The 20691-nt window shown below is 55.7% G+C and carries 19 protein-coding genes and 1 pseudogene; 14 read left to right on the forward strand and 6 right to left on the reverse strand.

Annotation, left to right across the window (positions count from 1 at the left end; genetic code table 11):
* Window position 1: 1 nt before the first annotated feature.
* From GPJ68_RS05410 to GPJ68_RS05430, 5 genes and pseudogenes are all read left to right on the forward strand, one after another.
* Complete coding sequence (locus GPJ68_RS05410; RefSeq protein ID WP_047416988.1) at window positions 2-223, forward strand: hypothetical protein; 222 nt, start codon at window positions 2-4, stop codon at window positions 221-223.
* A gap of 273 nt (window positions 224-496) precedes the next feature.
* On the forward strand, window positions 497-1276 hold the full coding sequence (locus GPJ68_RS05415; protein ID WP_104651288.1) for a hypothetical protein: 780 nt from the start codon (window positions 497-499) through the stop codon (window positions 1274-1276).
* A 256-nt stretch (window positions 1277-1532) separates the two neighbouring features.
* Window positions 1533-2123, forward strand: a pseudogene (locus tag GPJ68_RS25335) (hypothetical protein); the annotation flags it as partial.
* A 396-nt stretch (window positions 2124-2519) separates the two neighbouring features.
* On the forward strand, window positions 2520-2765 hold the full coding sequence (locus GPJ68_RS05425; RefSeq protein ID WP_016155809.1) for a YmjA family protein: 246 nt from the start codon (window positions 2520-2522) through the stop codon (window positions 2763-2765).
* A gap of 86 nt (window positions 2766-2851) precedes the next feature.
* On the forward strand, window positions 2852-3328 hold the full coding sequence (locus tag GPJ68_RS05430; protein ID WP_016151966.1) for a cold-shock protein: 477 nt from the start codon (window positions 2852-2854) through the stop codon (window positions 3326-3328).
* Between the two features lie 127 nt (window positions 3329-3455).
* Here the strand turns inward: GPJ68_RS05430 and GPJ68_RS05435 are convergent, their stop codons facing one another.
* Window positions 3456-3764, reverse strand: coding sequence for a putative quinol monooxygenase (locus tag GPJ68_RS05435; protein ID WP_016155810.1), 309 nt, complete (start codon window positions 3762-3764; stop codon window positions 3456-3458).
* Between the two features lie 135 nt (window positions 3765-3899).
* Window positions 3900-4712 carry a DNA-binding transcriptional regulator gene (locus GPJ68_RS05440; RefSeq protein WP_049042330.1) on the reverse strand — a complete coding sequence of 271 codons (813 nt, stop codon included), beginning with the start codon at window positions 4710-4712 and terminating at the stop codon, window positions 3900-3902.
* A 192-nt stretch (window positions 4713-4904) separates the two neighbouring features.
* On the opposite strand from GPJ68_RS05440, the gene GPJ68_RS05445 reads away from it, so the two are divergent.
* From GPJ68_RS05445 to mmuM, 9 genes are all read left to right on the forward strand, one after another.
* Window positions 4905-6569 carry a bifunctional 3-(3-hydroxy-phenyl)propionate/3-hydroxycinnamic acid hydroxylase gene (locus GPJ68_RS05445; protein ID WP_104651289.1) on the forward strand — a complete coding sequence of 555 codons (1665 nt, stop codon included), beginning with the start codon at window positions 4905-4907 and terminating at the stop codon, window positions 6567-6569.
* 1 nt (window position 6570) lies between these two features.
* Window positions 6571-7515, forward strand: a complete 945-nt coding sequence (gene mhpB, locus GPJ68_RS05450; protein WP_046275617.1) for a 2,3-dihydroxyphenylpropionate/2,3-dihydroxicinnamic acid 1,2-dioxygenase — start codon at window positions 6571-6573, stop codon at window positions 7513-7515.
* A gap of 28 nt (window positions 7516-7543) precedes the next feature.
* Window positions 7544-8410 carry a 2-hydroxy-6-oxonona-2,4-dienedioate hydrolase gene (mhpC, locus tag GPJ68_RS05455; RefSeq protein ID WP_016151973.1) on the forward strand — a complete coding sequence of 289 codons (867 nt, stop codon included), beginning with the start codon at window positions 7544-7546 and terminating at the stop codon, window positions 8408-8410.
* Window positions 8411-8419: 9 nt separating this feature from the next.
* The gene (gene mhpD, locus GPJ68_RS05460) at window positions 8420-9229 is read left to right on the forward strand and encodes a 2-keto-4-pentenoate hydratase (RefSeq protein WP_104651290.1); all 810 of its coding nucleotides are present in this window, start codon (window positions 8420-8422) and stop codon (window positions 9227-9229) included.
* The gene (mhpF, locus tag GPJ68_RS05465; protein WP_047416963.1) at window positions 9226-10176 is read left to right on the forward strand and encodes an acetaldehyde dehydrogenase; all 951 of its coding nucleotides are present in this window, start codon (window positions 9226-9228) and stop codon (window positions 10174-10176) included. Before mhpD ends, mhpF begins: the two co-directional genes overlap by 4 nt.
* Complete coding sequence (gene mhpE / locus GPJ68_RS05470; protein WP_016151976.1) at window positions 10173-11186, forward strand: 4-hydroxy-2-oxovalerate aldolase; 1014 nt, start codon at window positions 10173-10175, stop codon at window positions 11184-11186. Before mhpF ends, mhpE begins: the two co-directional genes overlap by 4 nt.
* A gap of 68 nt (window positions 11187-11254) precedes the next feature.
* A complete protein-coding gene (gene mhpT, locus GPJ68_RS05475) occupies window positions 11255-12466 on the forward strand; it encodes a 3-(3-hydroxy-phenyl)propionate transporter MhpT (RefSeq protein WP_047357704.1) in 1212 nt (403 codons plus the stop codon).
* Window positions 12467-12740: 274 nt separating this feature from the next.
* Window positions 12741-14144, forward strand: a complete 1404-nt coding sequence (mmuP, locus tag GPJ68_RS05480) for an S-methylmethionine permease (protein WP_104651331.1) — start codon at window positions 12741-12743, stop codon at window positions 14142-14144.
* Complete coding sequence (mmuM, locus tag GPJ68_RS05485) at window positions 14131-15072, forward strand: homocysteine S-methyltransferase (RefSeq protein WP_180837166.1); 942 nt, start codon at window positions 14131-14133, stop codon at window positions 15070-15072. The genes mmuP and mmuM overlap by 14 nt, the downstream gene beginning before the upstream one ends.
* Before the next feature lie 70 nt (window positions 15073-15142).
* On the opposite strand, the gene fbpC is transcribed toward mmuM, so the two are convergent.
* The 4 genes from fbpC to uhpC form a co-directional block, all read right to left on the reverse strand.
* Window positions 15143-16189, reverse strand: coding sequence for a ferric ABC transporter ATP-binding protein (gene fbpC, locus GPJ68_RS05490; RefSeq protein ID WP_049270222.1), 1047 nt, complete (start codon window positions 16187-16189; stop codon window positions 15143-15145).
* Window positions 16190-16200: 11 nt separating this feature from the next.
* On the reverse strand, window positions 16201-18279 hold the full coding sequence (locus GPJ68_RS05495; RefSeq protein ID WP_180837168.1) for an iron ABC transporter permease: 2079 nt from the start codon (window positions 18277-18279) through the stop codon (window positions 16201-16203).
* A gap of 69 nt (window positions 18280-18348) precedes the next feature.
* Window positions 18349-19380, reverse strand: a complete 1032-nt coding sequence (locus GPJ68_RS05500; RefSeq protein ID WP_049042253.1) for an ABC transporter substrate-binding protein — start codon at window positions 19378-19380, stop codon at window positions 18349-18351.
* Window positions 19377-20681, reverse strand: a complete 1305-nt coding sequence (gene uhpC, locus GPJ68_RS05505; protein ID WP_104651292.1) for an MFS transporter family glucose-6-phosphate receptor UhpC — start codon at window positions 20679-20681, stop codon at window positions 19377-19379. The genes GPJ68_RS05500 and uhpC overlap by 4 nt, the downstream gene beginning before the upstream one ends.
* Window positions 20682-20691: the final 10 nt, after the last annotated feature.

Genomic DNA, 20691 nt, shown 5'->3' on the forward strand with positions numbered 1-20691 from the left:
AATGACTCAGAAACATCAATTAAAAATTATTGTGGCTAGTGATGTTGATTATGAAAAATTAATAGCTGAAATCTACTGTGATGAAGAGTTTATCGCGCTTTTACAGCAAGAAGACGGTGAGAATAACATCAAAGTTGAGTTTTCACCGAATATTAGGGTGGTAGATTTTGATTGGCTTCAACAAGCATTGTTGGAAGCCAGAAGAGCCTTACTGAAAAAGTAATTGCACAGCCCTGGTCGCTTCGGGAGCGTGTTTCTACAACCTAAAACCTCGCTCTTCACTCCGCTACTGTGCGGCGTTGGGAGGATTACGTAATGGGCTGAAAAAAGCGCGTCGGGGCAAAAAGTAACGGCCAGCGAAACGCCTCATCAAAAAACGGATGTAACTGACGGAAAGGACAGGGAAAAAGCGTGTTCGCCGTCAGACTGTACACCGGAGCGAGTTGTTGTTGAGAATAATTTCCTGAGCAGTACCTCCTCGGAAAAACGTGATGCTTTGGCAGAGAAAGTCTTAAAAGGCGATAAATCCCTGCAAACCGCGAAAGAGTTTTTACAACTTGAGAATGCCGATAAACGTAGCGATGCACTGGTTGCTAAGTTCAATAAAGAACCAGCGGAGTTGAGCACGGCAGAGCGAACCGAGTTGGTAAGTTATTTGAAAATATATGCATCTGACATGCAGGCTAAATATGGTGAGGCAGTAACTAAAGAGCTGATCGCAGGAATGCTGACTGGGCAGGATTATATGAAGTCAGCGCCACAGACAGAGGCGCAGCAGAAAGCACAAACCATCATGAATACATGGGGTTATCATAAATCCAATGCCAGTATTGGAGACCCGGTATTGTTATTTGGCAGCAGTGTCCTTGGCACCACAATAAAAGAAGGTATGGCGGTTAATGCGGCAATCGGTGTGGGCGTGAATACGGGCGTACAACTTAGCGGGAATGATCCTTTCAGCTATGTTGATGCAATTCTCGCCGGTGTGACAGCTGCCGCGACTACAGGTAAAAGTTGGCAGGCATCAGCAGCGATCAATATGGGAGGTGCTGCGATTGGCAGTGCGATTAAAGGGGAAGATCCGACTAACTCTGTGATAAGTACTGGCTTTGGTAGTGCGGCTGGTAGTTTAGGGGGAAAAGTTATTGATTCATTGTCTCCGGTAACTGATCAAGTGACAAAGGATGTTATTGGTGCAGTTACAGGTTCTACTGCTTCTGAACTTACAGGAAAAGCTGTAAAAGATGAATTAGACAAGCGGGAGAAGAAGCAATGAATCTCTTCAGCAAGGTTGGTACCCTTTGGCTTCTTTTCTTGGTTGTGTACTGTACTGCCTTAATCTCTGTTGTTCTTTTCATATGCCAACTAGGAGTGTCAACAATTTTCTACTTCAAGGATGGGGCATTCCTTTTTTCATGGGAAGAGGCATTATATATCGCATTGAAAAAAGGGAGCATCGCAGGAGTAGTATTAGGTGCTGGAGTATGGTTGAAAAATAAATTGCATGAGCGTCATAGGAAATAATAGTTGTTGAGAATAACTCGCTCAGTGGTGACCGGGCCCGTGAAGCGGCGAAACAGGCCGCTGAATCGCTGAAAAATCAAGTCAGGGAAAAGCTGGGTGACGGTACAACCTCTTCCATCGCGAACGGTATTATCAATGCCCTCGCTGATACCGGTGATGCAGCACTAGGCTCAGCGGATTATGTTGCTGATGCGGCCATGGCGCTGGCAGCCTGTGCTGCGGGTGATAGTTACTGCAGCAAGGCCATGAGTGACCTGGCCGGGAAGAATCAGGTGGTGGCGGATACGGTTACTGCGCTGATGAAGAGTGAAACCTGGTCGGCGATAGCGGACACAGTTAAAGACGCTTCATCAGGGAACCAGGTTGCGCTTGAAGCGCCAGGTGGTTTGCTGGCTTGCATTATATTGCCAGGTTAGATAGTACCTGGCTCAGTAACTCGAATTGAAACAATATTAAAGTCTGAGAAAAACTGGGAAAGTGCTCGAAATAAGGCGCTAAATATTGTAGGTAATTTAGGTGCTGACTCTACACCTGTAATTGGGTGGTTAGAAGCAAGCGTAGGGAATGGAAAAATAATTGGACGCCAATCGAAGGGATGGACTCGCGGTCTGGCCGCCATCCTGGAGGGGGAGTGGCGGCGAGGATAAATGCTCGATGGCGCTTCGCTTAGCAGGCTAGCAGGGGAATCATTATTTTTTGCTGTTTAATCACCGGAATATCCCCTAAATCATTTAATGCTCCGGGAAAAGACTTTAACTACTTTCCTTCGTTACTACACTATTTAACCTGTGGCTGTTATACCGAGCTGAATAAAAACACAGTCATTTAAATAAGGGCTGATTTATTAAATACGAAGCGGCTCCAGAAAATAGTGTTGATATATGCAACGTATTGCAGCCAATAAAACAGATCGCGAACCATGAAATAAGAATGCTATCATTCACACCAGACGCGGCAGGCAACTGCTGGCACACGCATTTACCCCGGAGCACCCGATGAACAACGACATTCCGCTAAAATTTTATGATATCGCCGACGAATACGCGACTGAAGCGGCAAAGCCGGTGAGCGATACAGAACGCGACGTACTGGCACACTACTTCCAGCAGTTGATCACTCGTTTGATGAACAATGAAGAGATCAGCGAAGAAGCGCAGCAGGAGATGGCAACCGAGGCTGGAGTCGACGCACAGCGTATCGATGATATCGCGGAGTTCCTCAATCGTTGGGGTAACGAGTAGCCAAAGACATGGCCTGTGTTTTACACTGCGCGCAAATTGAGTAGGTATACTCTACAAGTAATAGGTTTAATCAGGCGGAAACAGCAATGAACGGAACAATCACAACGTGGTTTAAAGATAAAGGCTTTGGATTTATCAAAGATGAAAACGGCGACAACCGCTATTTTCATGTGATTAAGGTTGCTAATCCTGAGCTGATCAAGAAAGACGCGGCGGTGACCTTTGAGCCCACCACTAACAACAAAGGCTTATCTGCCTACGCGGTAAAAGTCATACCCGACAGCAAATACATCTATATCGCGGGTGAGCGTCTGAAGCTCACGGCGATCAAGTCTTACCTGGTCTACAGCGAAGAAGTCCCTGCTGAGACTCGTATCGACAAAGAAAATGCGGTGCTGTCCGTTGGTGTGCTGATGAACAGCATCCGACCGAAATCAGACGTGAAGCCTGGTGAAATGCGCACGCTGAAAAAGCTGGCCATCACCACCTTCCAGGGCACGACGCTGATCTTCTCGGAAGATGAAATCGACATCGACGAGACGGTGAAACTGCTTAAGGTCTGAAGCCCTTCAGAGTGAATGAAAACCGAAATCCAGCTCTTTTCAGAAGCGGGGTTTCGGTTTTTTTATGCGTATTTTTGTCAGAAGGGAATATCCATTTGAGCCAAATAGCAAATTCCATTCTGTTTTTTTATTTTGACGAGGCACCTGGATTTACCACGTCATCCATCAGTATGTAACGTGCTTCCTGGCGCGTGTATTGATCGATTAATGGCACAAGTCGCCGGAAATGCTCACTGGCACAATGTTCATCGAGAGCCGCGTGATTTGGCCATTCTTCGATAAAAATAAAATGCCCCGGATCTTTTTCATCAATATAGAGGTCATAAGCAATGCATTGCGGTTCTTTCTTCGTCGCCGATATTAGCTCACGGTACCAAGGGAGAACGGTTTCAATATACTCAGGTTTGATGAAATCTTCGGCAATGACCTTTAACATGCAGCCTCCTGGCAGAAAACGAATGCACACTATGTGATGAAGATATATTTAGGGCAAGACGCCACTGTGTTATATCGGTCGGGGAGTGAGTTATCTCAGCTATTAATCCGATGATCCGCTTAACTGTGATCCATCTCACCTCCCGGCAACCAAAATCTCCTGCGACTCAACGCCGTCCTCTATCTGTTTCGCCACCTTTTGTAAGGCCGGAAGATGTTTTTCCGCGGCCTGGTCGATGGTCATGGCGCTGGCCATATACACCAGATTCAGGCAGCCGATCACCCGCTGTTCACTGCGAATGGGGACGGCGATGGAGGCGATTTTCTCCTCCTGATCCCAACCGCGAAAGTTCTGGCCAAAACCGTCTTTTCGCGCACGGCTCAAAATGGCGTCGAGCTTCAGCGGTTCGCGCGCCAACTGGAACTCATCTCCCGGTCGTGAAGCCAGCATTTCAATCAGTTCCTGACGTTCATTCTCCGGGCTAAATGCCAGCCAGGTCAGGCCGGATGCGGTTTTCAGCAGCGGCAAACGACGCCCGACCATCGCCCGATGAAACGACAGGCGGCTGAAGCGATGGGTGGTTTCACGCACCACCATCGCGTCCACATCCAGCGTGGAAACGTCGGTCGGCCAGATGACCTCGCGCAGCAAATCCCCCAACAGCGGGGCGGCGAGCGCAGAAATCCACTGCTCGTCACGAAATCCCTCACTGAGCTGACGGACCTTAATGGTTAAGCGAAAGCTGTCATCGGACAGACTGCGCCGGACGTAACCCTCATCCTGCAGGGTTTCCAGTAGTCGCCTGACCGTGGTGCGGTGCAGGCCGCTCAGCTCTGCCAGCAGGCCAACGCTGGCCCCGCCGTCGAGACGATTTAACATATTTAATAACATTAGTCCGCGCGTTAACCCGCGCACGGTTTTGTATTCGGTACCGTCGTCACTTTTCATATTTATTGACAAATCTACAGTTAAAACAACGTTGTGCACTTAGTGCACATCCAGGCATGTTTTGATTGTAGCGCAAAAACTCACTTCTATACTGACCGCACAATAAAAAATTATTCACATTCTTTTAACAAAAAACAATTGCGCCTCACCAGGGTCTGCAATTGCATTTTGTCCGAGTAGTGAGGTTCTGAAATGACAACAATAAATCCAGATATCCAACCCGCTGTGCAGCACACCGTGCAGGTAGCGATTGCCGGAGCCGGTCCGGTAGGGCTGATGATGGCGAACTATCTTGGCCAGATGGGCATTGAGGTGTTGGTGGTGGAGAAGCTCGATACCCTTATCGACTATCCTCGCGCCATCGGCATTGACGATGAAGCGCTGCGCACCATGCAGTCCGTCGGTCTGGTCGAAAATGTTCTGCCGCACACCACGCCGTGGCATGCGATGCGCTTTCTCACCCCGAAAGGGCGCTGTTTTGCTGATATCCAGCCGATGACTGACGAATTTGGCTGGTCGCGCCGCAACGCGTTTATTCAGCCGCAGGTAGACGCGGTGATGCTGGAAGGGCTGTCGCGTTTTCCCAACGTGCGCTGCCTGTTCTCCCGCGAACTGGAAGCCTTCAGCCAGCAAAATGGTGAAGTGACGTTGAACCTGAAAGCGCCGGATGGCCAGCGTGAAACGGTGAAAGCTCAGTGGCTGGTGGCCTGCGACGGTGGGGCCAGCAACGTCAGACGTTCGCTGAATGTGCCATTTGAAGGCAAAACCGCGCCGAATCAGTGGATTGTGGTGGATATCGCTAACGATCCGCTCAGCACGCCGCATGTGTATCTGTGCTGCGATCCGGTGCGCCCGTATGTCTCCGCCGCGCTGCCGCACGCGGTGCGCCGCTTTGAATTTATGGTAATGCCAGGGGAAACCGAAGCGCAGCTCAGCGAACCGCAGAATATGCGCCAGCTTTTGAGCAAAGTGCTGCCGAACCCGGACAACGTCGAGCTGATCCGCCAGCGCGTATATACCCATAACGCACGTCTGGCCGAACGTTTTCGCATTGACCGCGTGCTGCTGGCGGGCGATGCGGCGCACATTATGCCGGTCTGGCAGGGGCAGGGGTACAACAGTGGCATGCGCGATGCCTTCAATCTGGCGTGGAAACTGGCGCTGGTGATTGAGGGTAAAGCCGGTGATGCGCTGTTGGATACCTACCAGCAGGAACGCCGCGACCACGCCAAAGCGATGATCGATCTCTCGGTGACCGCAGGCAACGTACTTGCGCCGCCGAAACGCTGGCACGGCGCGGTGCGCGACGGGGTTTCCTGGCTGCTGAACTACATTCCGCCGGTCAAACGCTACTTCCTTGAAATGCGCTTTAAGCCGATGCCGCAGTACCACGCTGGGGCGCTGGTGCGTGAAGGCGACGCGAAAACCTCTCCCGTTGGCAAGATGTTTATCCAGCCGAAGGTAACGCTGGAATCAGGTGAAGTGACGCTGCTCGACAACGTCATCGGGCCGAATTTCGCGGTGATCGGTTGGGGCTGTAACCCGCTGTGGGGCATGAGCGAGGCGCAGATCCAACAGTGGCAGGCGCTGGGGACGCAGTTTATCCAGGTGGTGCCGGATACACAGATACAAACCGATCAGGATAACCACGACGGCGTTACCCGCATTGGCGATACGCAAAACCGCCTGCGCGCGTGGTTTGCCCAGCACAACGCCGCGCTGGTGGTGATACGCCCGGACCGCTTTGTGGCCGCCATCGCCATTCCGCAAACCTTGGGCAGTACCCTGAATAAACTGGCGTCGGTGATGACGCTCACCCGCGTTCATGCCCACATTTCCGCTGAAAAGGTGGCCTGATATGCACGCTTATCTTCACTGTCTTTCCCACTCGCCGCTGGTGGGTTACGTCGACCCGGCGCAGGCCGTGCTCGACGAGGTTAACGGTGTGATCGCCAGCGCCCGGGCACGTATTGCGGCGTTCGACCCTGAACTGGTGGTGCTGTTTGCCCCCGATCACTACAACGGATTTTTCTACGACGTGATGCCGCCGTTCTGTTTAGGCGTAGGCGCTACGGCGATCGGCGATTTCGGTAGCGCGGCGGGGGAACTGCCGGTGCCGACAGATCTCGCTGAAGCCTGCGCCCACGCGGTAATGAAAAGCGGCATCGATCTCGCCGTGTCCTACAACATGCAGGTCGATCACGGCTTCGCGCAGCCGCTGGAGTTTTTGCTCGGCGGTCTGGATAACGTGCCGGTGCTGCCGGTGTTTATTAACGGCGTCGCCACGCCGCTGCCGGGCTTTCAGCGTACCCGCATGCTCGGTGAAGCGATTGGCCGATTCGCCAGCTCGCTGAATCAGCGTGTGCTGTTTTTAGGCTCCGGCGGCCTGTCGCATCAGCCGCCGGTCCCGGAGCTGGCGAAGGCTGATGCCCATATGCGCGACCGCCTGCTCGGCAGCGGCAAACAACTACCTGAAAACGAGCGCGAGCTGCGCCAGCAGCGGGTGATCAGCGCCGCCGAGAAGTTTGTGGCCGATCAACACACGCTGCATCCGCTTAACCCTGTCTGGGATAACCGCTTTATGACGCTGCTTGAACAGGGGCGTTTGCAGGAGCTGGACGCGGTCAGTAACGAAGAACTGTCCGCGATGGCGGGCAAATCAACGCACGAAGTTAAAACCTGGGTTGCTGCCTTCGCCGCTATTTCTGCCTTTGGCAACTGGCGCAGCGAAGGCCGTTATTACCGCCCGATCCCAGAGTGGATCGCTGGATTCGGCTCCCTGAGCGCCACCACACAGAACTGAAACAGAACTGAATATGCAGGAGAACATCATGACTTACCAACCGCAAACCGAAGCCGCAACCAGTCGTTTTCTGCAGGTGCAGGAAGCAGGCGAAACGCTGCGCGTGCATTTCAATGACTGTGGGCAGGGCGAAGAGACCGTCGTGCTGTTGCATGGATCTGGTCCGGGTGCGACGGGCTGGGCGAACTTCAGCCGCAATATCGATCCGCTGGTGGAGGCTGGATACCGGGTGATCCTGCTGGATTGTCCTGGCTGGGGCAAAAGCGATGGCATCGTTAACCGCGGTTCGCGATCCGATCTTAATGCTCGCATCCTGAAAAGCGTGGTCGATCAGTTGGATATTCAGAAAATCCATCTGTTGGGCAACTCGATGGGGGGCCACAGTGCCGTGGCGTTCACCCTGAGCTGGCCGGAGCGTGTGGGCAAGCTGGTGCTGATGGGCGGCGGGACGGGGGGTATGAGCCTGTTTACCCCGATGCCGACCGAAGGCATCAAGCGCCTGAATCAGCTGTACCGCGAACCGACCATCGAGAACCTGAAACTGATGATGGAGATCTTTGTCTTCGACACCAGCGACCTGACCGAGGCGCTGTTTGAGGCGCGTCTGAATAACATGCTGTCGCGTCGCGATCACCTGGAAAACTTTGTCCACAGCCTTGAAGCCAACCCGAAACAGTTTCCGGATTTCAGCCCGCGCCTGGGGGAAATCAAAGCCCAGACCCTGATTGTCTGGGGACGCAACGACCGCTTCGTGCCGATGGACGCCGGCCTGCGCCTGCTCTCCGGGATTGCCGGGTCTGAGCTGCACATCTACCGCGACTGCGGGCACTGGGCACAGTGGGAACATGCGGATGCTTTTAACCAGTTGGTGCTGAACTTCCTCGCACGCCCTTAAGGAACGGACATGACGAATCTTAATCTTGAGCAGTTAGCCGCCGATTTACGTCAGGCTGAGGAAAAAGGGGACGCTATCGCCCCGCTGCGTGAACTGATCGGCGTGGATAACGCCGAAGCGGCCTACGCCATTCAGCGTATCAATGTGCAGTATGACGTGGCGCGAGGGCGTCGCGTCGTCGGGCGCAAAGTGGGGCTGACGCACCCGAAAGTGCAACAGCAGCTGGGCGTCGATCAGCCTGACTTCGGCACGCTGTTCGCCGACATGTGCTACGGCGACAACGACACCATTGCGTTTGCCCGCGTGCTACAACCGCGTATTGAAGCGGAGATTGCGCTGGTGCTGAACCGCGATCTGCCCAATGTCGATACCACCTTTGACGAGCTGTACAACGCCATCGAGTGGGTGCTACCTGCGCTGGAAGTGGTCGGCAGCCGTATTCGCGACTGGTCGATCAAGTTTGTTGATACCGTGGCGGATAACGCCTCCTGTGGCGTGTATGTGGTCGGCGGCCCGGCACAACATCCGGCAGGATTAGATCTGAAAAACTGCGCGATGAAAATGACGCGCAATAACGAAGAGGTTTCCAGCGGGCGCGGTAGCGAATGTCTGGGACATCCGATCAACGCCGCCGTGTGGCTGGCGCGCAAAATGGCCAGCCTCGGCGAGCCGCTGCGTGCCGGGGACATTATTCTCACCGGGGCGTTAGGCCCGATGGTGGCGGTGAATGCGGGCGATCGTTTCGAAGCCCATATCGACGGTATTGGTTCAGTTGCCGCCACCTTTTCAGCGGCGGTTACAAAAGGAAGTCAGTCATGAGTAAGCGTAAAGTCGCCATTATCGGCTCTGGCAACATCGGCACCGATTTGATGATTAAAATTCTGCGTCACGGCGTACGTCTGGAGATGGCGGTGATGGTGGGGATTGATCCGCAATCCGACGGTCTGGCACGCGCCCGGCGTATGGGCGTTGCCACCACCCATGAAGGGGTGACGGGGCTTCTTGCGATGCCAGAATTCGCTGACATTGACATCGTGTTTGATGCCACCAGCGCGGGCGCGCACGTGAAAAATGACGCCGCGCTGCGCGCCGTAAAACCGGGGATCCGTCTGATCGACCTGACGCCCGCAGCGATCGGCCCGTACTGCGTCCCGGTGGTGAACCTGGAGGCTAACGTTGACCAACAGAACGTCAATATGGTGACCTGCGGCGGGCAGGCGACCATCCCGATGGTGGCGGCGGTTTCTCGCGTGGCAAAAGTCCATTACGCCGAAATTATCGCCTCGATCGCCAGTAAATCTGCGGGACCGGGCACCCGCGCCAATATCGACGAGTTTACCGAAACCACCTCGAAGGCGATTGAAGTGGTGGGGGGCGCGGCTAAAGGCAAAGCCATTATCGTACTTAACCCGGCTGAGCCGCCGCTGATGATGCGCGACACGGTGTATGTGTTGAGCGAAGCGGCCTCCCAGCTTGAAGTTGAAGCGTCGATTAATGACATGGCGGCGGCGGTGCAGGCGTATGTGCCAGGCTATCGCCTGAAACAGCGCGTCCAGTTTGAAGTCATCCCGCAGGATAAACCGGTGAATCTGCCGGGTATTGGTCAGTTTTCCGGGCTGAAAACCGCGGTGTATCTGGAAGTGGAAGGTGCGGCGCACTATTTACCCGCCTATGCGGGCAACCTCGACATTATGACTTCCAGCGCGCTGGCGACCGCTGAGCAGATGGCGCAGTCACTCACCCGTCAGGCAGGAGAAGCAGCATGAACGGTAAAAAACTCTATATCTCTGACGTGACTCTGCGCGACGGCATGCATGCGATTCGTCACCAGTATTCGCTGGAAAACGTGCGCCAGATTGCCAAAGCGCTGGACGACGCGCGGGTTGATTCCATTGAGGTGGCCCACGGCGACGGTTTACAAGGTTCCAGCTTTAACTACGGCTTTGGCGCGCACAGCGATCTCGAGTGGATTGAAGCGGCAGCAGACGTGGTCAAACACGCAAAGATCGCCACGCTGTTGCTGCCGGGCATCGGCACTCTTCATGACCTGAAAAACGCGTATCAGGCCGGCGCGCGAGTGGTGCGCGTGGCGACCCACTGCACCGAAGCGGACGTGTCGGCCCAGCATATTCAGTACGCGCGTGAGCTCGGCATGGATACCGTCGGCTTTCTGATGATGAGCCATATGACCACGCCGGAGAATCTGGCGCAGCAGGCGAAGCTGATGGAAAACTACGGTGCGACTTGTATCTACGTGGTCGATTCCGGCGGGGCGATGAATATGAGCGATATTCGCGCCCGCTTCCGCGCCCTGAAAGCGGTGCTGAAGCCAGAGACAGAAACCGGAATGCATGCGCATCACAACCTGAGCCTCGGCGTGGCGAACTCGATTGCCGCGGTGGAAGAGGGCTGCGACCGTATCGACGCCAGCCTGGCGGGTATGGGCGCTGGCGCGGGCAACGCGCCGCTGGAAGTGTTTATCGCCGCTGCGGATAAGCTCGGCTGGCAGCACGGCACCGATCTGTATGCGCTGATGGACGCCGCCGACGATCTGGTGCGTCCACTGCAGGACCGTCCGGTGCGGGTGGATCGCGAAACGCTGGCACTGGGCTATGCCGGGGTGTACTCCAGCTTCCTGCGTCACTGCGAAGTGGCGGCGGCGCGTTATGGCCTGAGCGCGGTCGATATTCTGGTTGAACTGGGCAAACGCCGAATGGTGGGCGGCCAGGAAGATATGATCGTCGACGTGGCGCTGGATCTGCGCAATAGCAAATAAAAATGATTACGCGGCTGGCAACGTATCAGCCGCGACTCACCTGCATCGTGACCTCAGAGGTACATCTTATGACTACCCGTACCCCCACATCTTACCGCCTGACGTTGACCGTCGGGCTTTGCTTTTTAGTTGCCCTGATGGAAGGGCTGGATCTACAGGCCGCCGGGATCGCTGCCGTCGGTATCGCCCAGGCATTTTCGCTGGATAAAATGCAGATGGGCTGGATCTTCAGTGCGGGCATTCTCGGGCTGCTGCCCGGCGCGCTGGTGGGCGGCATGCTGGCCGATCGCTATGGGCGCAAGCGCATTCTTATTGCCTCGGTGGCGCTGTTCGGCCTGTTCTCGCTGGCGACGGCGATTTCCTGGGATTTCTCGTCGCTGGTGTTTGCCCGTCTGATGACCGGCGTCGGGTTGGGCGCGGCGTTGCCGAATCTGATCGCGCTGACCTCCGAAGCGGCGGGCCCGCGTTTTCGCGGTACGGCGGTGAGCCTGATGTACTGTGGCGTGCCGATTGGCGCGGCGTTAGCGGCGGCGCTCGGGTTTAGCGGTCTGGCCGCCGCCTGGCAAACGGTGTTCTGGGTTGGCGGAGTGATCCCGCTGCTGCTGGTGCCGTTGTTGATGCGCTGGCTGCCGGAATCACAGGTTTATGCCCAGCAAACGCAGGTGGCCGCCGCGCCGTTGCGCGCCCTGTTCGCACCTGCTACAGCCACAGCCACGCTGCTGCTGTGGCTGTGCTATTTCTTCACCCTGCTGGTGGTGTATATGCTGATCAACTGGCTGCCGATGCTGCTGGTGGAGCAGGGCTTTCAGCCCTCGCAGGCGGCTGGCGTGATGTTTGCTCTGCAAATCGGTGCGGCCAGCGGCACGTTAATTCTCGGGGCGTTAATGGACAAACTGCGCCCGGTGGTCATGTCGCTTCTGATCTACACCGGGATGTTGGCTTCGTTGCTGGCGCTGGGGACGGTGTCGTCATTGAGCGGTATGCTGATGGCCGGATTTGTGGCGGGGATGTTTGCCACTGGAGGACAAAGCGTGCTGTATGCGCTGGCTCCGCTGTTTTACAGTACGCAGATCCGCGCGACAGGCGTGGGTACCGCCGTCGCCGTTGGGCGTCTGGGGGCGATGAGCGGCCCGCTGCTGGCAGGAAAAATGTTAGCGCTCGGCACTGGAACGGTAGGCGTGATGGCAGCTTCTGCGCCGGGCATTTTACTGGCAGGGCTGGCGGTATTTTTCCTGATGAGCCGTAAATCGCAGATGCCGATCCCGACCAGTGGCTCATAAACAATCGTTCGGTTGTATGAGAGGGGAGATACGGTTCCCACTTCCGGGTGAACGCCAGCCGGCGATGACGTTGCCAGAGTTTATGTAAAGCCTGGCAACGGAGGCGTTATGAGCTGGCGGCCCTTTTTATATTTGATAATTAACCCCCACCCGATATTAAGCGCCCGGCGCGGTCATCTGCGTCTGGTGCAGGGTTGATTTTGCATTGTGTTAACAAACGCGGTATAACACACCTTCTTTGGATGTTTAGATGTCCATACGTTTGGAAGGTTATATGCAAACAACACAACAAAATGCGCCACTGAAGCGCACGATGAAAACGCGTCACCTGATTATGCTCTCCTTAGGCGGCGTGATTGGCACAGGGTTATTCTTCAATACCGGCTACATCATCTCCACTACCGGGGCCGCGGGAACGCTGCTGGCCTATCTGATTGGCGCGCTGGTGGTCTGGCTGGTTATGCAGTGTCTGGGCGAGCTGTCGGTCGCGATGCCGGAGACCGGGGCGTTTCACGTCTATGCCGCGCGCTATCTCGGCCCGGCGACGGGGTATACCGTGGCCTGGCTCTACTGGCTGACCTGGACCGTGGCGCTTGGTTCGAGTTTTACCGCTGCCGGATTCTGTATGCAGTACTGGTTTCCGCTGGTGCCGGTATGGGTCTGGTGCGTGGTGTTCTGTGTGATTATTTTTGGCCTTAACGTTATCTCCACGCGCTTTTTTGCCGAAGGGGAGTTCTGGTTCTCGCTGGTGAAAGTTGTCACTATCATCGCCTTTATTATCCTCGGCGGGGCGGCGATTTTTGGCTTTATCCCGATGCAGGATGGCTCGCCCGCGCCGGGGCTGAGTAATATCACGGCGGAAGGTTGGTTCCCGCATGGCGGCTTACCGATCCTGATGACTATGGTGGCGGTGAACTTTGCTTTTTCGGGAACTGAGCTTATCGGTATTGCCGCCGGTGAAACGGAAAATCCGCGCAAGGTGATCCCGGTGGCGATTCGTACCACCATCGCGCGACTGATTATTTTCTTTATCGGCACCGTGTTTGTGCTGGCGGCGCTGATCCCGATGCAGCAGGCGGGCGTGGAGAAAAGCCCGTTTGTGCTGGTGTTTGAGAAGGTAGGTATTCCGTACGCCGCCGATATTTTTAACTTCGTGATCCTGACAGCCATTCTTTCTGCGGCGAACTCCGGGCTGTATGCCTCCGGGCGCATGCTCTGGTCGCTGTCGAATGAACGTACGCTGCCAGCCTGTTTTGCGCGAGTAACGAAAAACGGCGTGCCGCTGACGGCGCTGTCGATCAGTATGCTCGGCGGCGTACTGGCGCTGTTTTCCAGCGTGGTGGCCCCGGATACGGTATTTGTCGCGCTGTCGGCAATCTCCGGGTTTGCGGTGGTGGCGGTGTGGCTGAGCATCTGCGCCTCGCACTTTGTTTTTCGCCGCCGTCATTTGCAACAGGGTAAGGCATTGAGTGCATTACATTATCGTGCGCCGTGGTATCCGCTGGTGCCGGTATTGGGATTTGTGCTGTGCCTGGTGGCTTGTGTGGGGCTGGCATTCGATCCAGCGCAGAGAATTGCGTTGTGGTGCGGGTTACCGTTTGTTGCGTTGTGCTATGGTGCATATTTCCTTACTCAACCCCGTAACGCAAAACAGGAGCCAGAACATGTCGCAGAATAATCCGTTACGCGCTCTCCTTGAGAAACAGGATGTCCTGTTACTGGATGGCGCGATGGCGACGGAGCTGGAAGCGCGAGGGTGTAACTTAGCCGACAGCCTGTGGTCAGCCAAAGTGCTGGTAGAAAACCCGGAACTTATCCGCGAAGTGCATCTTGATTATTACCGGGCGGGGGCGCAATGCGCGATCACCGCCAGCTATCAGGCGACACCGGCGGGCTTTGTCGCGCGTTGCCTGGATGAAGCGCAGTCGAAAGCGCTGATTGGCAAAAGCGTGGAGCTGGCGCGTAAAGCGCGTGAAGCGTATCTGGCAGAGAACCCGCAAGCGGGCACGCTGTTGGTGGCGGGATCTGTCGGACCTTACGGCGCGTATCTGGCGGACGGCTCTGAATACCGTGGCGATTACCAGCGCAGCGCCGAGGCGTTCCAGGCGTTTCATCGCCCGCGCGTGGAAGCATTGCTGGATGCCGGGGCCGATCTGCTGGCCTGCGAAACTCTGCCGAATTTTGTCGAGATTGGCGCACTGGCTGAGCTGTTGACCGCGTACCCGCGTGCGCGTGCCTGGTTCTCATTTACTCTGCGTGACAGCGAGCACCTGAGCGACGGTACGCCGCTGCGTGACGTGGTCGCGTTGCTGGCGGATTATCCGCAGGTGGTGGCGTTAGGCATTAACTGCATTGCGCTGGAAAACACCACCGCTGCGTTGCAGCATTTACACGGCTTAACGGCGCTGCCGCTGGTGGTGTATCCGAATTCGGGCGAGCAGTACGATGCCGCGAGCAAAACCTGGCATCATCACGGTGAGTCTTGTGCGCAACTGGCGGATTATCTGCCACAGTGGCAGGCCGCTGGCGCACGATTGATTGGCGGGTGCTGTCGCACCACGCCTGCGGATATTGCCGCGTTAAAAGTTCAAGTTCAGGCCCGATAAGACGTAAGCCGCCATCGGGCATTTTTTGCCGGATGGCGATACGGTATGAACCGGAAACATGGGTAACACTTTATGCCGCATCCGCCAGCACAAACATGCCGTACGGATGGATTTCGAGATAATACTGCTCGCCGACGTCCGGCTGCAGACGCGTAGCGTTGACCTGCAATAAAATCTCCTGTCCGTGCCACTCCACCGTGACCTCATATTGGGGTCCCATATACGCGACATGGCTGATTACGCAGCGTTGGCTCTCTTCGCCGCGGTCGCTGAGCGTGATCGCTTCCGGGCGCACGCCTACCATGCCCTCGCCTTGATCGCTAAAGTGCAGTGGGCGCGGCAGATGATAGCCGTAGATATCAACGTATCTGTCGCTGAAGGTGGCCGGGAACAGGTTGGCATCGCCCATAAAGCTCGCCATAAAGCGGGAGGCGGGCTGGCGATAGAGATCCTGCGGCGAGCCGATCTGCATGATGTGTCCCTTGTTCATCACCAGTACGGTATCGGAAACCGCAAAGGCTTCGCTTTGATCGTGGGTGACGTACAGCGAGGTGATATCAAACTGCTTTTGCAGCTCGCGGATCTTGTCGCGCATGCTGCGACGCAGGTTGGCGTCCAGGTTACTTAACGGTTCATCAAACAGAAGCACTTTCGGTTTGAGGATCAACGCACGGGCCAGCGCCACGCGCTGCTGCTGACCGCCGGAGATCTGATCGACAAAGCGGTCTTCAAATCCTTCCAGATCCACCATCGCCAGCGCCTCTTTGACGCGGGTTTTCACCTCCGCGCGCGACACGCCGAGCATCTTCAGGCCATAACCGACGTTCTCCCCTAACGACATATGCGGGAACAGGGCATATGACTGAAACACCATACAGATATCGCGCTGCTGAATAGAACGATGAGTAACGTCTTCGCCATCAATGAAAATTTGTCCTTCGCTCGGTTTTTCCAGCCCGGCAACCAGACGCAAGATGGTAGTTTTACCGCAGCCGGACGGGCCGAGCAGCGTTACCATTTGCCCCTGCGGAATGGTGAGATTGATATTGTCGATAACCGTGTTGCTGCCAAATCGTTTAGTGACGTTGCGCAGTTCAACGAAATTTTTCTGAGTCATAGTGCGCTCCATTACGCCTGGTTTTTGGCTTTTGAACGGGAGGTACGTGATTCACCGATCAGCCAGTCAAAGATGAAAATAATCGCCAGCATCACCACGATTAAAATGGAACCGTAGGCAATCGCCACGCCGTATTCGCCGTCTTCTACGCGGTTCAGGATGTAGGCCGTGGCCACGCGGGTATCCGGCGTGACGAGGAACACAATGGCGCTGACGGTGGTAATGGCGCGCACAAAGCTGTAGATCAGCGCTGAGAGGATCGCCGGGCGCAGCAGCGGCAACAGGATGTGCGTAATGGTGCGCAGGGAACCGGCGCGCAGACTGAGCGAGGCTTCATCCAGCGATTTATCGATTTGGCCTAAGCCCGCAATGCCCGCCCGGATACCGACCGGGACGTTACGCATTACCATTGAGATAATCACGATGGCGGCGGTGCCGGTGAGGTATACCGGGGCGCTGTTAAAGGCCAGAATGTACGACACGCCCGCTACGGTGCCCGGAACGGCAAAGCACAGCATTGTGGTGAACTCGATGGTCTTTTTGCCTTTAAACTGCTGACGCACCACAACCCATGCGATCAGCAGGCCGAAGATAGCGGTGATCGGCGCGGCAATCCCGGCGTAGAGCAGGGTGTCGAGCAGTGAAGGCCACGCGCCGTCGCTCATTCCCTGACCGAACAGTTTGGTAAAGTTCGCCAGCGTCAGGGTGTAGTCCACGCCCCAGTTTACGGTGAAACTTCCGTAGAAAATGCTGCCGTAGAGCAGGGCGTTAAAGGCAATCCACACCGCCAGGAGCGCGACCACGCTCCATACCAGCGTTACCGGCAGCGGCTGCACGTCGCCCCGATAGGATTTACCAGAAACGGTGACGTACGAGCGTTTACCAATCCACATGTACTGCACGCAGAACACCAGCAGCGAGAACAGCAACAGGAAGGCACCCAGCGTACTGGCGGCCTGGTAGTCGAGCTGGGAACCGGTGATGTAGAAGTAGATTTGCGTTGCCAGCACATCGAAGTTACCGCCAAGCACCAGCGGGTTACTGAAGTCGGCCAGCGACTGCACCACCACAATTAAAAAGGCGTTTGCCAGTGCCGGTTTTAGCAGCGGGACAAACACGCCGTTAAAGGTTTGCCAGCGGCTGGCGCGCAGGGTGTATGACGCCTCCTCCAGCGACGGATGAATGGTTTTGATCGCCCCGTCGAGGATCATAAACGCCATCGGAGTGAAGGCCAGCACCTGCGCCAGCCAGATGCCGGTAAAACCGTACAGCCAGTTGGTGTTGGTCAAACCAAACCATTCGACCATAAATTCGGTGATGTAACCGGAGCGTCCCATCATCAGTGTTACGCCTAAACCCACAACAAACGGCGGGGTGACGATTGGCAGAATCGAGAAAATTCGTCCGATAATGGCGCTGCGTTTCGCGATACGGGTGGTGTAGATAGCCAGCACCAGGCCAAAGAAGGTACAGCCGACGCCGACGGCAATCGACAGCATAATCGAGTTGAGGATCACCTGAATGATATGCGCCTGCGACAGCACATTCATAAACGCCAGCGGAGCAAATTCCCCGGCGTCGTTGGTGAACATCGGAATGAAAATAGCGATACTTGGCCAGACGATAAAAATACCGATCAGCGCGACAATCGCGGTGAGCGAGCCGATGACGAAACGGTCGCCGCCCAGCCATTCCAGACGGGTGAGCGCCAGGGTCATGATCGCGCCTAGTGCCACAAACAGCACGATGGTGGCATAGCCTAAGCCGCGTCCCTCAATAGTCGCGCAGGCGACGATAAACGCCATACAGAAAAACGCCCAGCCCGCGTCAAAATAATGGCGGCTGCGCTGTTCGCGTCTGGCTTCATGGAACGGGCGCACCAGCAGCAGGCTTGGCAGCAGATACCAGAGCCAACTGATATTGAACTGTGACCAGCCGTAGGCGGCGAGAATTTCTTCGCGCGTCGATTCCAGCAGACCGTAGTCCAGGCTCCAGCTCGGCAGCAGGGCAAACGCCAGCCAGCCGAGTAAAATCCAAAGAAATATCGCATCCCGTTTTTTCACGGGATGGAGTGCAAGTGTGTGTGACATAGCGGTTCCGGTATTTCAGGCCGGATATGGCGTTGAGGCCGTATCCGGCAAATGAACGCAAATCTGGGGTTATTTACCCATCTTCACTTCGCTGACCCACTTATTGATCAGGGCTTTACGCACGTCGGTCGAGCCGTACTTATCCATGTCGTAATTGATAAGCTTCAGGTCGTCGAGCTTCAGCGAGTTAGGGGACGTCTCGGCGGTGGTGTTGGTCAGGATCTGATAGGATTTACCTTTCTTCCACGCCAGCTCCTGCGCGTCTTTCGACAGTACCCAGTCAACGAACAGTTTGGCGTTATCGAGGTTGCGCGCGCCTTTCAGGATGCTGACACCGCCGATTTCATAACCGGTACCTTCGCACGGTGAGACAAGTTCCAGCGGTGCGCCCTGTTCTTTTTCCAGTGAGTAGTCGTGCAAGAAACCGATGCCGATAGCCGTTTCGCCACGGGCGGCGTTACGCGCCGGGGCAATGCCGGATTTGGTGTACTGGGAGACGTTGGCGTTGAGCTGTTTCAGGTAGTCAAAGGCCTGATCTTCCCCCCACAGTTGGGCAAAGGTCGCCAGTGCGGTATAGGCGGTACCGGAGCTTTGCGGATCAGCAATCTGGATTTCGCCTTTGTATTCCGGTTTGGTCAGATCCTTCCAGCATTTTGGCACTGGTAGGTTTTTCTCTTTCAGGCGCTGGGTATTGACGCCAAAGCCCAGAATACCGACATAAACCGCCGAGGAGAGGTTGCCCTTCACTTTTGCCGGATCGCGAAACTTCTCCATGATTTGTTCGAGGTTTGGTGATTTATACGGCTGCAGCAAGCCCATTTCACCGGCCTGAGACTGTGGATCCAGCGTACCGCCATACCAGACATCCGCTTGCGGGTTTTTCTTCTCGGCATCCACTTTCGCCAGCGTACTGCCTGAGCCGTTGCGAATGAATGAAGTCTTCACATCATATTTTTCACCGAAGGCTTTGGTTTCGGTTTCGCACATTTCGTTGGTGGCGCTGCAATACACCACCAGACGACCCTGCGCCTGAGCTACACTGCTGAAGGCTGCCAGCGTCAGAGCGGAGGCAATTAGGGTAGAGGTAAGCGTCAGTTTCATTGTTTTATCCTTTGACTGAGAGAAGGGGGAATGCCCGCAATGAGCAATGGCATCAGCAATAAACCCATAAAGACAGCGGCAACCGAGAGCAAACTGAACATTCCCGACCAGCCGTAGTGTTCTATGACCAGCGACAGCGGCCAACCCGCCAGCGCGGCCCCCAGATAGGCGAACAGCCCGAGAAAACCAGTAATTGAACCTGCCGCCGCCTTATGTCCGCATTCCACGGCCGCGAGGCCAATTAGCATCTGTGGGCCAAACACAAAAAAGCCCACGGTAAAGAAACACACTGCCAGTAGCGCGTAGTGGTGCACCGGCGCCAGCCACAGCGCGGCGACGGAGACCATCAGCCCCAGTGTGAACAGCAAAATCATTGGCGCACGCTGACCGCTGAACAGCAGATCCGATCCCCATCCGGCAAACAGTGCCCCCAGCAAGCCGCCGACTTCAAACAGCATTACCGTGGCATTGGCGCTGAGCAGGTTCACACCGTGGCTTTCCGTCAGCCAGATGTTGCCCCAGTCGTTCAGCGCTATGCGGATCAAATAGACCAACACATATGACACGCCGAGTAGCCAGATCATCGTGTTCTTCAGCATGGTGGTGCGTAACATTTGCCACAGCCCCATCGGCGGACTTTGCTGCTCCTGACGCAACTCCAGCGGGTCTTGCCGCCATTCCCCAACCGTGGGTAAGCCTTCTTCCCGGGGCGTGCCTTTCAGTTGCAGGGTGAGCCAGATGCCTAACGCCATGCTGATTATTCCTGGAGCCAGCATGGCTGCCTGCCAACCCCACCAGTGGGCGGCAAAGGCGCTAATCAGCGGGATGATGGCCCCACCGATGTTGATCGACATATTCCAGCAGCCCCACCAGAAGCCGCGTTCGTTGCGCGAGTACCAGTGGGTCAATAGTCGGGCGCAGGGCGGCCAGCCCCAGCCCTGAAAAAATCCGTTCAGCGTCCAGACCACCAGGAGCAGCGTCAGCGATTCACCAAAGGCGAACAGCACGTTTAAAACGCCGGTGGCAAACAGGCCAATGCCCATAAACGCGCGCTGTCCGTGGCTGTCGTGCCATAGCCCGGCGGTGAATTTCGACAGGCCATAGGTCAGATAAAACAGCGATCCCAGCAGGCCGATATCGCCTTTATCCAGACCCAGATCCGTTTGCAGCGCCGGGAGGACGTAGTTAACGCTTTTGCGCGTCAGATAAAACGCGGCGTACCCAATCACCATACACATCAGCAGCCGGGGGCGTAGCACCCGGTATTGTTGGTCTGTTTCGCGTGATGCACGTGCATGCATGGCAGCCTCC

Source organism: Citrobacter sp. 172116965, from assembly GCF_013458095.1.
GTDB lineage: Bacteria > Pseudomonadota > Gammaproteobacteria > Enterobacterales > Enterobacteriaceae > Citrobacter > Citrobacter braakii.